The 16000-nt window shown below is 41.7% G+C and carries 16 protein-coding genes, 1 tRNA gene and 1 other annotated feature; of the genes, 11 read left to right on the forward strand and 6 right to left on the reverse strand.

Annotated features, from left to right (window positions below):
- Nucleotides 1-16 precede the first annotated feature (16 nt).
- The 3 genes from thrB (at nucleotide 17) to H6H03_RS00925 (ending at nucleotide 3414) form a co-directional block, all read left to right on the forward strand.
- Nucleotides 17-928 carry a homoserine kinase gene (gene thrB, locus H6H03_RS00915; protein WP_190953202.1) on the forward strand — a complete coding sequence of 304 codons (912 nt, stop codon included), beginning with the start codon at nucleotides 17-19 and terminating at the stop codon, nucleotides 926-928.
- 115 nt (nucleotides 929-1043) lie between these two features.
- Complete coding sequence (locus H6H03_RS00920) at nucleotides 1044-1553, forward strand: hypothetical protein (RefSeq protein ID WP_190953203.1); 510 nt, start codon at nucleotides 1044-1046, stop codon at nucleotides 1551-1553.
- 247 nt (nucleotides 1554-1800) lie between these two features.
- Nucleotides 1801-3414, forward strand: a complete 1614-nt coding sequence (locus H6H03_RS00925) for an NAD(P)H-quinone oxidoreductase subunit 4 (protein ID WP_190953204.1) — start codon at nucleotides 1801-1803, stop codon at nucleotides 3412-3414.
- Between the two features lie 163 nt (nucleotides 3415-3577).
- Here H6H03_RS00925 and H6H03_RS00930 read toward each other — a convergent pair whose 3' ends face one another.
- Nucleotides 3578-3844 (reverse strand): hypothetical protein, encoded by a 267-nt coding sequence (locus tag H6H03_RS00930; protein ID WP_190953205.1) that lies wholly within the window; start codon nucleotides 3842-3844, stop codon nucleotides 3578-3580.
- Nucleotides 3845-4037: 193 nt separating this feature from the next.
- Nucleotides 4038-4424 (reverse strand): mannose-binding lectin, encoded by a 387-nt coding sequence (locus H6H03_RS00935; protein WP_190953206.1) that lies wholly within the window; start codon nucleotides 4422-4424, stop codon nucleotides 4038-4040.
- A 726-nt stretch (nucleotides 4425-5150) separates the two neighbouring features.
- On the opposite strand from H6H03_RS00935, the gene H6H03_RS00940 reads away from it, so the two are divergent.
- From H6H03_RS00940 to H6H03_RS00960, 5 genes are all read left to right on the forward strand, one after another.
- Nucleotides 5151-5351 carry a hypothetical protein gene (locus tag H6H03_RS00940; RefSeq protein ID WP_190953207.1) on the forward strand — a complete coding sequence of 67 codons (201 nt, stop codon included), beginning with the start codon at nucleotides 5151-5153 and terminating at the stop codon, nucleotides 5349-5351.
- A gap of 317 nt (nucleotides 5352-5668) precedes the next feature.
- Nucleotides 5669-6394: a hypothetical protein gene (locus H6H03_RS00945; protein ID WP_190953208.1), complete on the forward strand. Its 726-nt coding sequence runs from the start codon at nucleotides 5669-5671 to the stop codon at nucleotides 6392-6394.
- 31 nt (nucleotides 6395-6425) lie between these two features.
- Nucleotides 6426-6500: transfer RNA gene (locus H6H03_RS00950), tRNA-Ser, on the forward strand.
- 203 nt (nucleotides 6501-6703) lie between these two features.
- Nucleotides 6704-7084 carry a 50S ribosomal protein L7/L12 gene (gene rplL / locus H6H03_RS00955; RefSeq protein ID WP_190953209.1) on the forward strand — a complete coding sequence of 127 codons (381 nt, stop codon included), beginning with the start codon at nucleotides 6704-6706 and terminating at the stop codon, nucleotides 7082-7084.
- A 373-nt stretch (nucleotides 7085-7457) separates the two neighbouring features.
- Nucleotides 7458-8891: a vWA domain-containing protein gene (locus H6H03_RS00960; protein WP_190953210.1), complete on the forward strand. Its 1434-nt coding sequence runs from the start codon at nucleotides 7458-7460 to the stop codon at nucleotides 8889-8891.
- Between the two features lie 246 nt (nucleotides 8892-9137).
- On the opposite strand, the gene H6H03_RS00965 is transcribed toward H6H03_RS00960, so the two are convergent.
- The gene (locus tag H6H03_RS00965) at nucleotides 9138-9965 is read right to left on the reverse strand and encodes a DUF4351 domain-containing protein (RefSeq protein WP_190953211.1); all 828 of its coding nucleotides are present in this window, start codon (nucleotides 9963-9965) and stop codon (nucleotides 9138-9140) included.
- A 240-nt stretch (nucleotides 9966-10205) separates the two neighbouring features.
- Nucleotides 10206-10261 (forward strand) — a sequence feature (23S ribosomal RNA rRNA prediction is too short).
- Nucleotides 10262-10531: 270 nt separating this feature from the next.
- Between H6H03_RS00965 and H6H03_RS00970 the strand changes: the two genes are divergently transcribed.
- From H6H03_RS00970 to H6H03_RS00980, 3 genes are all read left to right on the forward strand, one after another.
- Nucleotides 10532-11362, forward strand: coding sequence for a hypothetical protein (locus H6H03_RS00970; protein ID WP_190953212.1), 831 nt, complete (start codon nucleotides 10532-10534; stop codon nucleotides 11360-11362).
- Between the two features lie 31 nt (nucleotides 11363-11393).
- Complete coding sequence (locus H6H03_RS00975) at nucleotides 11394-12032, forward strand: HesA/MoeB/ThiF family protein (protein ID WP_190953213.1); 639 nt, start codon at nucleotides 11394-11396, stop codon at nucleotides 12030-12032.
- A 156-nt stretch (nucleotides 12033-12188) separates the two neighbouring features.
- Entirely contained in the window at nucleotides 12189-13460 is a 1272-nt protein-coding gene (locus H6H03_RS00980) for an EndoU domain-containing protein (protein WP_190953214.1), read from the forward strand.
- Nucleotides 13461-13510: 50 nt separating this feature from the next.
- Here H6H03_RS00980 and H6H03_RS00985 read toward each other — a convergent pair whose 3' ends face one another.
- The 3 genes from H6H03_RS00985 to H6H03_RS00995 are packed head-to-tail and all read right to left on the reverse strand — an operon-like array spanning nucleotide 13511 to nucleotide 15955.
- Complete coding sequence (locus tag H6H03_RS00985; RefSeq protein WP_190953568.1) at nucleotides 13511-13777, reverse strand: hypothetical protein; 267 nt, start codon at nucleotides 13775-13777, stop codon at nucleotides 13511-13513.
- Nucleotides 13738-14472 (reverse strand): amino acid ABC transporter ATP-binding protein, encoded by a 735-nt coding sequence (locus H6H03_RS00990; protein ID WP_190953215.1) that lies wholly within the window; start codon nucleotides 14470-14472, stop codon nucleotides 13738-13740. Before H6H03_RS00990 ends, H6H03_RS00985 begins: the two co-directional genes overlap by 40 nt.
- Nucleotides 14465-15955: an ABC transporter permease subunit gene (locus tag H6H03_RS00995; RefSeq protein WP_190953216.1), complete on the reverse strand. Its 1491-nt coding sequence runs from the start codon at nucleotides 15953-15955 to the stop codon at nucleotides 14465-14467. Before H6H03_RS00995 ends, H6H03_RS00990 begins: the two co-directional genes overlap by 8 nt.
- Nucleotides 15956-16000 lie beyond the last annotated feature (45 nt).

Raw genomic sequence — 16000 nt, forward strand, 5'->3', positions numbered from 1 at the left:
TAGGGATTATTTGCAGATGTCTGTTGTTTCTGGTGTCACTGTTACTGTTCCCGCCACAACCGCTAATTTGGGGCCTGGTTTTGATTGCATCGGTGCAGCTTTAAAGCTGTACAACCAGTTCAAGTTCACTCGTGTGGAAGAGGGTGGTTTAACGATCGCTGTCACGGGTGAAGAAGCTCAACGAGTACAAACCGATGAAAGCAATCTTCTGTACCAAGCGTTTATCAGGTTTTATCAGCATATAGAGCAAACACCACCATCGGTAAAAATTGAAATTCAACTGGGTGTACCGCTAGCGAGGGGTTTGGGTAGTTCAGCAACAGCAATTGTTGGTGGATTAGTGGCGGCGAATCAACTTGAGGGTGCGCCGATGAGTCAGTCCCAGGTAATGGAATTAGCGATCGCAATGGAAGGACATCCTGATAATGTAGTTCCAGCTTTGTTGGGTGGATGTCGGTTGGCTGCTTCTGGTGGTGCAGGTTGGGAAATTTGTGATGTTCCCTGGCATCAAGATATCATACCAGTTGTAGCTATTCCTGATTTTGAACTTTCCACTTCCGAAGCGCGGCGGGTTCTGCCAACGGAATTCAGCCGTGCAGATGCAATTTTCAATACTGCACACTTGGGTTTATTATTGCGTGGCTTGGAAACTGGTAAAGCAGAATGGTTAAAAACGGCTTTGCAAGATAAATTGCATCAGCCCTATCGCAAAGCTTTAATTCCTGGTTACGATTCTGTCAATTTAGCAGCTGTAACAGCTGGTGCTTATGGCATGGTGATTAGTGGTGCGGGGCCGACACTGTTAGCTTTGACAGATGAGTTACACTCACAGGCTGTAGAAGCAGCCATGTCCAGTGCTTGGGAACAAGAAGGAATTATAGCCAATGTGCGATCGCTTTCTCTGGATATCCAAGGCGCAAAAAGTTAGAAGATGGGCATTAGGAGTGCTGAGTTGTGAGTTAGAAGTTAGGAGTTAAGAGTTGTTCTCCCCATCTCCCCCAGTACCCAGTCCCCAGTCCCCAGTACCCAGTACCCACTTCCTTATGGATCGAATTCAAGCTGAAATAGCAGCGCTTAAGTCTCAAATTCACGCTCTCCAGCAAGAACGCGCTGCACTCACTATTAATAATGATGTCATCAGCCAAAATGATTCACCCTTGGCAATGGTTGAGGCTTACCGTCGCCAAGCTAGAGAAAATCCCCAGTTATCTGCTGAACTCAGAGGGATAGATGATGCAGTCGCAGCGCTGGAATTGCAACTACAGCAAAAACAAGCTCAATTGGCTCGTTGGCAAATTGAATCAAAACAACTTACCCAACAGCAGCAGCTAGAGGAAGCAAAAAAAGTAGCTCAGGTTCACGCTCAACGCATTAATCAAATCGCAGCAGAACTAGCTACAGAAATCCGGCTACTCAAAGCTTGCGCCGATGAGCTTAGTCCCATGTATTGGCAAGTGTATTACAAACCCTTCATTACTGGGTTCAAGACAATCTCTGTTCCCTACGTCCGCTCAGACGGTGAAGTCTGGACAATTGTCAACCGTATTGTTTGAAATCTGAGTCAATACTCATCAATTCAAAACCCACTAAAACATAACTTAGGACGGTGGCTAATGCCGCCGTTTTTTGTTGACGTTGTAAAACTTTACATTTAAAATTGTGTAGGGTCGCTATAAATAAGTATTTATTACTATCGAAATCTTAAATTTACTCTCTCCAAGTCAAAATTCGTTTACAAAAGTACAAACTGCTTAATATAATGTAATTAAAAGCGAAAAGTGAAATTGATTGTCAGAAGTGATGAATGCTATGGAATTTCCTTGGTTAACAGCCATAATTATCTTGCCCTTGGTGGCTGCCTTAGCCATCCCGTTAATCCCAGATAAAGAAGGTAAAACCGTCCGTTGGTACGGTTTAGGAGTTGCTCTTGCAGATTTCGCATTGATGATTTATACCTTTTGGTATAAATACGACTTTCAAACTTCAACACTCCAACTGATAGAAAACTATCCTTGGGTACCGCAGTTAGGTTTACATTGGGCTGTGGGGGTTGATGGTTTATCGATGCCCTTGGTACTTCTGACAGGCTTAATCAATACCCTCGCAATATTCGCGGCTTGGAAAGTTACCAACAAGCCGCGATTATTTTACGGTTTGATGCTAGCGATGTACAGCGCCCAGCTTGGCGTGTTTGTTGCTCAGGATTTGCTGTTGTTCTTCTTAATGTGGGAAATCGAGTTAGTGCCGGTTTACCTGCTGATTTCCATTTGGGGAGGACAAAATCGCCGCTATGCAGCCACTAAGTTTATTCTTTACACTGCTGCTGCCTCAATATTTATCCTAGTAGCTGGTTTTGCAATGGCATTCTCAGGAGATACAGTCACCTTCGATATGGCGACTCTGGGAATGAAAGAATATCCTAAAGCTCTTGAATTATTAGTCTACGCAGGTTTCTTGATTGCCTTCGGTGTAAAACTGCCAATCTTCCCTTTACACACTTGGCTACCTGATGCTCACGGTGAAGCATCAGCACCTGGTTCGATGATTTTAGCTGGTGTGTTATTGAAAATGGGTGGTTATGCTCTCATCCGCATCAACGTTGAGATGCTGCCTAACGCTCATGTTTACTTTGCTCCAGTGCTGGCGATTTTGGGTGTAGTGAACATTGTCTACGGTGCTTGCTGTGCTTTTGCCCAAACCAACCTCAAGCGTCGCTTAGCTTACTCTTCAATTGCCCACATGGGATTTGTGCTGATTGGCATTGCCTCCTACACAGAACTTGGCATCAGCGGCGCAGTACTACAAATGGTTTCTCACGGTTTGATTGCTGCTAGCTTGTTCTTCTTATCTGGCGTCACTTACGATCGCACCCACACCTTGATGATGGATAAAATGGGTGGAATAGCGAAGGTAATGCCCAAAACTTTTGCTCTGTTTACTGCTGGCTCAATGGCTTCTCTGGCTTTACCAGGGATGAGTGGCTTCGTCGGTGAGTTGATGGTATTCCTGGGTATCGCCACCAGTGATGTTTACAGTTCTAGCTTCAAACTTGTAGTTGTGTTGCTGTCAGCAGTGGGCGTGATTTTGACACCGATTTACTTACTGTCGATGCTGCGTCAAGTGTTCTACGGAAACCAAAATCAAGAGTTGCACTTGGATGCTGTAGTATCTGATGTCAAACCCCGCGAACTGTTCATCACCGCTTGTCTGCTGCTACCAATCATCGGTATCGGGTTCTATCCCAAGTTGGCAACGCAGACTTATGATGTCAAAGCAGTAGAATTAGCCGCTCATGCTCGTCAAGTTCTACCAGTCGTTGCTCACCAGCAACCATCAAGTCTCTACTCACGTATTTTTACAGCACCAACCTTGGCTAGTTCTCAAGTTGAAAGTTTAGTTAATATTTCAAAGTAAAATATACATCCTACAAAGGGTGTTGGAATTAAATTCTAATATGAGGGGAATAAAGGGGTGGTTGTCTAACCACCCCTAAAATTTTGTTATCAGGATTCAGGAGTAGAGACGTAGCAGTGCTACGTCTCTACATTTTGGATATCATAATGAGGTATGGAGAAATTTATCCAAATACTAAATCTGGTTCTTCACAGAAGTTAAATAAGGCTGACTCACTTTCTGATTCATCTTCAAATACAGCAGAGATGTACCATTCACAGGGCGAGTCATTTGTATATTCTGCCCAGGCAATCGTTACTGCTTCACCTATGGGAATCCCTTCTTCGGAAAGAGTAAATTGAGACCATTCTTCGTCATCAAGAGATGCCCACAACTCTGTAATTGCTAAGTCGGTGTTGTTGGTTACAGTAAATGTAAATTGGTCTGACATTATATGTTGTGCCTTTTTTTTAGTAGATTGCACCCTGAGATTATCCAATTACTAATTGTGGGGCGGGCATCTCGGCTGCCTGCTAGAAAAGACGGGTAAGATACCTACCCCACAAGATTGGATAATTTATTTGTTGGAAGTCTCTAATACTTCTTTTGCCAATTTGGGATTAGAAGATAGGGACTGTTCTAAATTATTCAAACTTTAGCTGACCGTCAATATTAGCAATATGCTCGTCAAGATTGATGTATGTTCCTAGATATGTTTGTCCGTCTGCTCTTTCACACTCAGCACGGAGTCTGTTTTTACCAGCTAAACCAATATTGCCGCAGGTGAGAGCAAATTTATCTCCATCCCAACTTAAGGTTCCATCCAGATTTGCGAGATATGGATTTAAGTCGATAGAAGTTGCAGAAACAGTATATCCATCAGCTTTTTCGCAACTAGCGGTTAGGGTTGAACCTTCAAGACTAATGTTATTACAGGTTTGAGAAAACTCACCAGTTGCCCAAGCGTTAGCGATCGCTATATTAAAGCTCAAGAAGATCGCACACAAAAAAGTTACACAAATTTTCAGCATTAGTTGTTTGTCCTCAAAATTGATGAAATCAACTAAGCGCAAATTTTATACCCTCATATTTTTATTTTCAAAAAAATAATAGTTTTTTAACTATGGTGGCTTTAGAGTTTAGCTCTGTTGTAGGCATGTTTACAACGCCATAACGCCACGCTGCTAACTCTCATCACCTCCGCCAATTCCCTGGCTAGCAATTGTAATAATTGAAACTTTTTGTAAATTCATACTACTGGCTGTCTCATAAGCCAAAAAATTTGTAGTATCCCCTTGACACCATGTAACTTATGTATTACAAATGTAATATGAAAACAAAAGCCTCCGCAAAAGGCGAAGGCAAAACATCTCAGAACCAAGAAAACTGAATAGCTAATTAGAACTTTTGGGGTCGCGATTGGCGTTCGCCTGCTCCGAAACCAACAAACGGACGGTTGCAGGATTCGGGTTCAATTCCCGACGACTCCACTGACTAAACAAACTTGGGTCTGTAACTCTAATGGTAGAGCGCCTGGATTCACTTGTGCCCTGACAGAAAAAGCTTACATACTAGCTCAAAAGTAGAGCAATCGTCTCTTAAACGAAAAGTTGCAGGTGCGATTCCTGCGTGTGTTACCACAGCTTTTTCAACTTGCACGAGGTGTGAGTGCAACTCTCACAGGGAAGGTATCGGTTCGATTCCGATCAGATCCACTAAATAATTCGTAATTGGTAATTAAAAAAGAGGTGATTGTGATGGTTCATATTCGATTTGAAGGACGTTCTGTTGATGTTGTAGAAACACAACTGGGAATTACAGCAAGTATGAATGATATGGCAGTGAAGGAACGAGTTGCGCGACATTTAGATGTAAATAGCGATCGCCTTTCTGCTTATGTAGTAGATCGGCGTCCCAGTGGGGATTTAATTGTGCGCCCTGAAGCTGTTTACGGTTAGATAAATTCTCCGCGTCTCCCACTCTTTGCGTCCCCGTGTCTTCTTTCCGCGCCCTAACTTGTAAAGCATACACACTACTATCCGGCAACGGATTGCAGGTTCGATTCCTGCCGCTTCCACTTATGGGAGCGTGGCCAAATTGGTAAAGGCAACTGTGAAAACTGCTTTGCTAACTTGTGCGGAATTCCAATTATTTAAATTGTATTTATTTATTAACCCTAACTCAATGATCAATACGGAGGTGAGTTCAATGATGTTCGCAAATTTATGTTTAATCAAAACTCAATTACTAGAACTATATTTAAACAACTTGAGATATGAGCGAACATCGTTTGAGCGAGATTGTGATTGAGCGTCCTCGCAGTGGCAGGAGAATTAGTCTTAAAAAGTTGAGTGGTTTTAAAAAGCAATTAAACAAACTCACCGAAGAAGCAAGCGAAGATGGATTGTTTAATTGCTACCTAATTAAACCAAGAAATAAATCCAAATATCTTTCAGATCATCTTGGCCCGTTGCGTCGGTTTTTGCGCTCGAAAGTGGGACAGCCGTGGAATGATGTTTACAGCGAACTGTCTCAACGATTAGATGCCAAAACAATGGCAGGACAGCATGTTATTGGCCATCTGTGGGACTACGTTGAGCGATATGTAGAAATAATTGATGGTAATGTTTATAGCAAGCCTTACCAAGGGTATCGAAATCTGTTAGCTCAAAACTATGGCGATCGCTTCTACATTCATCCTCAGACTGGAATTCTTTGTGCAGTCGAAAAAACGCCTCGAAAGCAGAAACAAAAGCCAAAGCAAACTGATGTTTTGATTGTCGATGATTATCATCAATATCAGAAGCTGAACGAGATTTGGTATCTAATTACCTTTGAAAATTTCCCATCGTCAACTGATTATGTAAGAGATGTTCTCAAAGGTTTCATTCATCGTTATGCTGCTTTATGGCATAAGGGTAGAAAAATTTACGCTGCTAGAAAACAGCAATGTAGTAAGAAAGAAATTCGATTTATTTTAAATCAACTTTCTCAAAACTAAAATATTCACTTCGTGCCCTAACCGAAAAAGCTTACATACTAGCCTAATTGGAAAAGGCACTTGACTTGAGATCAAGCGATTGCGGGTTCAAATCCCGTGTGTGAAACAACAGCTTTTTCAACTTGCACGAAGTGGTTAAAAATAAGAATTCAGAATTCAGGAGTCAGAATTCAGCAATAAAAAGCTTTATATTCTACATAGCTGAGGTTTTTCGTTTGACCTTACTCGAAATCCGCTGTAGTTACAAAGCTGTTTTTTGTAAATAAAAACAAGACTAATTATTACTATTTGGTATGGGTAGAGGCTGCTATGTCTGTGAAAATTCTAGAAATTTTAGAACAAATTAAGTCTCTAAATGTTAATGAAACCAGTCAATTAGTAAAGCAGATTGAAGCTACTTTCAATGTCGATATATCCACACCGAAATTCCTTCAGATTGACAAGCGAGATGAGGATGAAACTCAACCGCAGATTCAAACGGAATTTGATGTCTTGTTGGTATCGGTTCCAGCAGAGAAAAAGATTGCCTTACTCAAGGTCATCCGGACGGTGACTGGTTTGGGACTTAAAGAAGCAAAAGACTTTGTAGAATCCCTACCTCAAGTGGTTCAGACAGGAATGAATCAGGAAGCGGCTGAAATTCTCAAGCAACAGCTAGAGGAAGCAGGAGCAGTTGTTTCTCTGAGGTAATAGTGATTGGGGACTGGTGACTGGGGACTAGGGAATTAATGTAGGACTTACGCACTGAAACCTGAAATCTAGATCCCCCCTGCCTCCCAAAACTAATATTTTTGAACGCAACTCGGTATGAGCGCGTAAGTCCTGGATTGATTAAAAATCCTATTTTCCAATACCCAACCCTTAGCAGTTGTTGTCGCGCCCCGATCGCAGAAGCTAACATAACTCTGAATAAGTTAAACACAATGCTTCTGCAACTTGCGCGGTGACTCGATCGCCCCGCGTACAACATCTGCCTCCTTCAATTTTGGATTTTAGATTTTGGATTTTAGATTGGAATCCAAAATTGCAAATCCAAAATCTAAAATTCTTAAAGGAGGTTACTATGAATACCGCAGAACGTGACCTGCGCTTGGAAATGCTCAACAGTTTGCTGACAACTCCTCACCGCAAACTTGAGCAAGTCGCAGAAATTCACAAGTTAATTGTTGAACTCGATCCTATTTTCTATGGACACCTGGCAGTCTGGTATCAGCGTCATGGTGATGTCCGCGACCACAAGGAAGTGTTTGTTGCTCACTTGCTAACCAGCAATTTGATTGAACACCGCGACGCCGGATTTATCATGCTGCAAGAGTTTCCACCTTATCAGGTGGCGCGTGTAGTCGATTTTATGAAACAGCAGCAAAATAAAGTGCCTCGTTCGGCTCGGACTGCTGTACGGCGTTACCTGAAAACACGGGAGAGCAATGCGGCTTTGTTCGATCGCGCCGCGTTGCGGGGTCGTAAGGCAATGAAGCACCTCTATGCTTCGCTGCACATCAAACCAAATGAACGAGCAAATGCGATTTTGTTTGGCGATACTCCTCCAGAGGGTTCCTTAGCAGATATCCTCAAGCGGCTTGCAAAGGCGGAAAGTGCCGCAGAACAAGCACGGCTGATTGTGGAGTTTAACATTCCCTACACCATCGCGATCGGTGCAATCAAACAACTCACACCGGTTGTTCTGGTGGCGTTAATCAACAGCATGACTCCCCAGGAAACGATCAATAACCTCAAGTCACTCCAAGCTAGAGGTGCAATGGATCACCCAGAAGTCAAGAAACTGATTGATTCAAAGCTGGAAGAAGCTTCTAAAAGTGGACGTGTGGCAGCATTCAAAGCTCAAATTGCCGCAGACACCGCAGATTTAGACGCAGACACCGTTGCACGTTTGGAAAAAGTGACCAACGAACAGGTGAAACGGCGTGGTGCGATCGCTCGTCCAACTGCTTTATTAGTAGATAAGTCTGGTTCAATGGAGAATGCGATCGCACTTGGTAAGCAACTCGGTGCGCTTATCTCTGGTATCGCTCAAGCAGAACTGTTTGTCTACGCCTTCGACACCATCCCTTACGCTGTCACAGCAAAGGGCAAAGAGTTAACCGATTGGGAGCGTGCTTTCCAGCACATCAATGCAGGCGGTGGTACTAGTATCGGTTCTGCATTGGAAGCAATGCGGAAGAAGAAGCAGGTAGTTGACCAGATTATTCTGGTGACGGATGAAGGCGAAAATGCTGCTCCTTACTTCGGTGAAGTCTACAAGACCTATTGCCGAGAGTTTGCGGTAATGCCTAATGTGGTGATTGTCCGTGTGGGTAGTCATTACAACTGGGTTGAGAGTCAACTCAAGCAGCAGCAAGCACCTGTGGATACCTTCACCTTCGAGGGTGACTACTACAGCTTGCCGAACCTCGTTCCACTGCTGACGCGCCCCTCTCGTTTGGATTTGCTGATGGAGATTTTGGACATGCCGTTGCCTGTGCGAGATGATAAATAAGTTCTAAGATATGGCAATGTTTATTATTACAAATAGTAAACATTGCCTACTTTGTAAATTGAAAATTGCTTCTTTTAAGTAAAAATCTTAAGTTTGCAAGAAATCTTTGTGTTGTTAACAATTATATAAGTAGTAGCGATCGCACTATTATAAAACCTCCTTTTTGATTTCTTCTAAAGACAACTTTCTGCCTACCTTAAATTCTCCGCGCACATTCTGAAGATTGCTCAGAACTCAGGATTAATTTTAACTATTAGTATTTCGCTCAAGCCAAGCAACTAAATCAGACACATTTGAAAAATCTAAAAATTCTTCTCCTAAACTTTCTAATTGCTCAGTAGATAATACTTGTAAGCGTTCAATTATTCCTGAATCTATCTTACCAAAGCGTTTATTTACAAGACGCAAAGTATATTTTAAAGCTTGTTTTTGTTCTCCCTTTTGCAAAATATACTGATAAATAACTGATTCTTGCATAGTTGCCTCCCGTAATAATTGGAGAATAAAATCTTGCTTAAACTTTAACCCCGCTAATATTTCTGTGTATGCAGCTGTATTTTGTCTAGTCTCAACATCTGGAATTTTAGCAATTTCCTGGGCAACTTGTGATAATAACACTTGGGGTGAATCTGTTTGTGTTAGTGGTGCGAAAGGTAATAACGCCAGATTGCTAAGAAATAGTGCTGAATCTTGCTCCCACATGCGTATAACTCGATAACGGTGGGTTGTTACCTCGCTGACATATTCCTCAGTAAAAGCGATCGCGTCTGTCGTCTCTTGTAAGAAAATTACGACTTGTGTGACAGGAACTTGATATTGACGTGTCAATCTAACGTAATAATCTAGCATCCTGAAAGAAATCGGTTTTTGGGATTTGATAGTAGTTTGGAATTCTAGATGCAAGATACGATTTTCTGTTCGCAAAAATGTTACTGAGTCAGCACGTATGGGTTCGATGCTCAATTCAGTTTTTAAAATTTCAATTTTTTGGGGTTCTTGATTTAACAACCAACGAGCAAAATCAAGGGGATACTTTTCTGCGAGTATTTTACAAAGGTTGTCATATTCTGCCATCTCAAGGATTATGCTTGATTTGATTTCTTATTTTATATGATATTGGCTGTTGAAGGATATATCAATTAGCAGCGATCGCACTAATGCAAAATCTCTCTTTTTATCTGTTCAAAATTATGTAGTATATTGTATTATATAAATATCTTGCGTGCCCTAACTCGTGTGAGCCTACATACTAGTACGAGAGGAAGATAACACTGCCAATGCAGTGAGCGTTTGTGAACGGGGAGTGCGAAGAACCTGGAAAGTCGGCTTAGAAGTAGCCATCTTTGAAAGAGTGTGTAACAACTCACCAGCGGAGTCCCTCTAGTAACTGAGAAAACGCAATGCTCCACCAACTTGCACGCAAATTAATTCGTAATTCGTAATTCGTAATTCGTAATTCGTTATTAAGAAAGTTATACAAATTTGAAAAAATAATGTGACAAATAGACGAATTGTAGAGACGCGATGAATCGCGTCTTCACCCAAGGATGTGTTGCAACGATTGTTGGAATTGGTATTAGATTTTATCCAGCTTTCTAGCGTTGCATTTGTAGCCTTATTTTAAATAATTAATATTAGTTATGACTAACATCTTTAAGCTAATCAACCAAATTGCTAGCGCAGAAGCACAGTTGTGTAACACTCAATTTATTGCACCTTGTGTAAAAGGTGGACGAGTTCGCACGCGAGTAGCAGGGATGGTTTACACCTTCACACCAAAGCCTAGTAAATTTGAAGGTTGGGGTATCTTTGAGGCTGTGGATGAGAAGACAGCAACGCTTCTAGAAGAGGCAGATTTACCCCAAATTGCCGGATATCTGCGACACTTTCCCCAAATACGACTGCGATTAGCACACCAACTGCGGGGACAAACTTGGTTAGCATACCCCGTGAATGAAGCAGATGTGGGTCAACGGTTGCAGGTGGTGAAACCGATCGCAATCCATTTAGTAACCGAAGGTATCATCTTTGACCAAATCATAGCCCGCTGGAATGGACAGTCCTGCTGGTTTGAGGAAATCGATCGCCGCACCGATCCGGCTATTGTTGAAACTCTGCAATCTGCCGTTAAGCAACTCATTCCTGTTGAAGAATTGCAATTCAAAGGCATGACTCCAGAAATTCGCACGGTGTATGAATTAGCAACTCGGCGTATTGAGGGCTTCGACCAACCCCAACAGGATGAAAGACGACTGAGAAAAGCATTGCAAATGGGTGGCGGTGAATTAAAGCAGTTTCACGATCGCGGTGACTACTGGACAGTCGATTGGACAACGGCTGATGGTGTTCGCCACAGTAGCGCGATCGCTAAAACTGACTTGACTGTAATCAGTTCTGGTATCTGCCTGAGTGGATACGATCGCGACTTCGATTTGCAATCTTTGGTTGCTGTCATCGAACAACAAGATTAATGAGTGTATTAATTACGAATTACCAATTATTATGAGTATTTTTTTTCACGAACAACTTTACCGCAGCAATGCTGTGATGGCAAAGTTGAAAAATTATCCTGTAACCATTTGTGGGGCGGGAGCGTTAGGAGCTAACATTGCGGAAAACTTGGCTCGGTCTGGTTTTGATAAGCTTACGGTAATCGATCGCGATCGTATTGAGGAGCGTAATCTTTCCACTCAGCCTTACTATCGTTCTGATGTCGGAGCATTCAAAGCAAAAATTTTGGCTAACAATTTATATCGAGCAATTGGTACTAAAGTTGATGCCAAAACAAAAGAATTGACATCAGCAAATGTAAATCAATTACTCCAAGATAGCCAGCTAATTATTGATGTTTTTGACAATAGCGTCGCACGTCAAATAATAAAAGATTATGCCGATAAATTTAGCATTCCTTGTCTTCATGTTGGACTAGCATCTGATTATGCAGAAGTGATTTGGAATGATGTTTATCGCGTGCCTTCTGAGATGAATGATGATGTTTGCGATTATCCGTTGGCACGAAATTTAGTAATATTAACCGTTGCTGTAGCATGTGAAGCAATTGTCTCATTCATTGCCACAGCAGAACAGCGTAACTTCACCATTACTTTGAAGGATTTGACTGTTCAATCTTTGTTTTTGTAGATGGCGATCGCTCCCAAATACATCTTCTGTACTATTTAACCCTTTTTTTCACAAAAATTGAAAAAACAGGGTTAAAAAACTATTTTAAAAAAAGGTTAATCAGCAGATAACCAATCAAGCTTAAAACTACTAATTGAATATTTAATTTTGTTGAGTATGCTGAAATTAAGTTTACCGTTGAAAATAGCAGGAGGAGCGGTCTTCCTGCTTTCATTTACTGTTTTTCGAGCAATTGCCGCCACAATTTCAGAAGGTTTTGAGTCTGGCCAAAAAGGAGCTTATGCTGCGGCTGATGTCAACCTCAGTTCAGGCGTTTGGAATTTGAATGACGCGCTAATTGGGAACACTTCAGCCGATGTTAAAAACGGAGCGCAATCTGTTCGCGTTCGTAACATTGGCAAAATTACCATGAAATTCGATCGCACTACGGGTGCTGGCACAGTTACAATCAAACATGCCAAATATGGTAATGATGGTAACACCACATGGGGATTGTGGTGTTCGACAACCAGCGGCACCTCATGGACAGCAGTAGGTTCAACAATTACAACAAGTTCTAAAACTCTTCAAACTGCAACTTTCACACCTAATATTTCTGGCATAGTTCGCTGCGAAGTCCGCAAAACTGATGTTAGTTCCAACAGAACTAACATCGATGATATTGTAATTACTGATTATGGTTCTTCTGGTTCTCCCCCTCTACCCGCTGGTTCTGTTCCATTCTTTGACAATATCAACAATCCTGTATCTGGACTAGCATACGGTAGCCCAGCAGATGTAACTCCCACTCCCCGAACTCTAAATACTTTTGACACAGCAGTGACCGATCTTTGTGGACAACCTGGCACAGTTGTCAGTCCTTCTAACTTCCAGTTAATGATGACAAATAATCCTACTGTTTTGGCAAATATTAAACAATATGTAGGAGGATATTTGATTGCAGGGCGTACTTCCGATACAGATTTTTTAGCTGACTTGACTAATGTTTGGTTTAATGCAGAAGGTTTTGAACATGTTTTCTGTGGAGAACCTGTTGCAGGAGGTTCAATTGGTGGATTACACTTCATTGGTCGTTATTTAGAGCTTCAAGAAAAGGGTTTAGCTGGACGACTAAATAACAACACATCCAACGAAGAAGTTGTTCCCAATGCTATTTATACTATTGGTGCTGTTGTTAAAGTAGGTAATAGTACTGCTCAGTCTTCAATCAAAGGTTATGCTTACACTCTCAGTGCTGAAGAAATTCTCGGTATGGCAGCTTTAGCTTATAAAAATAACCCCAATACAAGTTCGACTAATACTGTTTGTCATTGGACTGTAACTGATGAGGGTAACACGTTTAAAGCAGTGTTTGTCAGGAGAGATGGCGGCGTCCGCACTTTCTATCCTGATGCTACTCCTGGTAGTAACCCTAACTGCGTGCAATGAAGAGTGCTGAGTTACGAGTACGATGCCCGTTCTGAGACCGGGAGTAGGTATTAATTAATCGCGTTTGCAGGTTGATGCAATAACATTGCATGGGCTTGCAATCGCATTGCAGGGCGATGCAACAAAGATGCAGGTCGATGCAATAAAGGTGCAGGTCGATGCAACAAAGGTGCAAGCCGATGCAACAAAGGTGCAAGTCGATGCAACAAAGGTGCAGGGCGGATGTTGTAGTTCAAATACATGAAAAAGGCTGTAACAACCTGCAATCTGCTTAGTGCTAAAGCATTTTTTCCAAGAACTGCTTGGCGCGATCGCATTTAGGATTTTGGAAAAACTCACTCGGAGCAGTATCTTCTGCTAACGTTCCGCGATCGAGGAACATAATTCGACTGGCGACTTCCCTGGCGAAACCCATTTCATGAGTAACGATGGCCATTGTCATTCCAGATAAGGCTAAACCTTTCATCACTTCCAGCACGTCTTTTACCATTTCTGGATCTAAAGCAGAGGTGGGTTCATCAAACAAAATCATCTCTGGTTCCATTGCTAATGCACGGGCGATCGCTACCCGCTGTTTCTGTCCCCCGGATAGTCTCGACGGGTAGACATCGGCTTTTGGCTCTAAACCTACCTTCGCCAGCAATTCTAAACCATGTTCCTGTGCTTTTTGCTTGTCTATTTTCTTCACCTTGATAGGCGCATAGGTGACATTTTGCAGCACTGTCATGTGGGGAAACAAATTAAAATGTTGAAATACCATCACCAAATGTTGACGAACCTTAGCGATGTTTGCCTTCGGATTAGTGATTTCTTGCTCCTGAAAATAAACTCTTCCTCTGGTGGGTTGTTCTAGCAAATTCATGCATCGCAAAAAAGTAGACTTACCAGAACCAGAAGGCCCTAGTATGGCAACGACTTCGCCTTGATAAATCTCAGTGGAAATATCTTTAAGTACGTCAAGTTGACCAAAGGATTTACACAAAAATTCCGTGCGAATTACTGCATTACTCACTTTGCCGTAATCTCCTTTCTAAAGTGGATGCACCGAAGGTTAGACCCATAACCAAAACATAATAAATTAATCCTGCAAATAGCAATGGTTCAAAATAAATATATTTATTTGCACCGACGATTTGAGCACTGCGTAATATTTCCACCACACCAATTGTTGACACCAAAGCTGAATCTTTCAGCAGCCCAATAGTTTCATTTACTAATGCTGGCAGAATATTCTTCAATGCTTGGGGTAAAATCACATCCCACATCATCAACCGATAAGGAACACCCATAGACAACGCCGCTTCAGTTTGTCCTTTATCTACAGCTTGAATTCCACCTCTGATGGTTTCCGACATATAAGCGCCAGAATTTAGGGTAAAAGTTAAAACCCCTGCCTCCAATGCCGAAATATCATAGCCTGTAAGTTGGGGTGTTGCGTAATAAACCAGCGCCAATTGTAACAGCAAGGGTGTGCCTCTGAAGATAGAGGTGTAAGCATTTGCAACCCAGGTAAGCGGCTTGATGCCGATAATTTTTGCTAGAGAAAGTATTGTTCCCCAGATTAAGCCCAAAGTTACAGATAATAGCGTAAACAACAAAGTTAAAGGGATTCCCCGAAGAATAAAGGGAATATCTGGAAAGATTCTTGTGAAGTCGAGATTTAATCCGGTTTTGGCAGGAGTTGAGGATTTAGTATCGGTAATAATCTTCTGGGAAAACCACTTATTTACTAATTGATTTAATGTGCCATCGTCCTTCATTTGTTGCAGGACTTTGTTAAAAGGTTCGACTAAATTAGAATTTTTAGGAAATGCGATCGCCGATCCACTTGCTTCTTCTGAAGGAATAACATTAAACTCTAAATCTGGGTTAGCTTGGGCAAATCCTTTCGCCACCGTATCTTCAACAATTGCCGCATCAATTCGCCGAGATTTGATTTCTTGAACTACCTCCGGCACTTTATTAAGTTGCTTTAGCTGAATACCTGTAACTTTTTGGGCAATTTTTTTAGCATTTTGCTCCTGTATCGTTCCTAGCTGTACCCCTACTTTTTTTCCTGATAAGTCTTGCGGCTGTTTCAGATTACTACCCTTAGGGGCGACAATCGTATCTTTGGCTTCATAATAAATAATTGAAAAATCAACATTTTTTTGACGTTCTGGAGTTGGAGTCATCCCTGCCATTACAAAGTCTGCTCGATTTGCTTGGAGTGCAGGAATTAAGCCATTAAAGTCAGATTCCATAACTTTAAGTTTAAACCCTAGTTTTTCAGCCAGGGTTTTAGCAATATCGATATCAAAGCCAACGATTTGATTTTCACCGTTTTTAGTATCATAAAACTCATAAGGCGGATAATCTGGTGAAGTAATCATCGTTAGCGTGTCTTTTCCTAAAGATGAAGCAGCTTTCAGGGAATTGCTATGTCCGGCGATGATATTGATTACTACTATTCCTACAACGAGTATCGTTAATAGCCATACTTTTGTTTTTTTCACGTACTTGAGAAGTATTTAATGGATTTGATAATTATATAAATCCCC

Origin of the sequence: Nostoc paludosum FACHB-159 (assembly GCF_014698835.1) — a bacterium.
Taxonomy (GTDB): Bacteria; Cyanobacteriota; Cyanobacteriia; order Cyanobacteriales; family Nostocaceae; genus Nostoc; species Nostoc paludosum.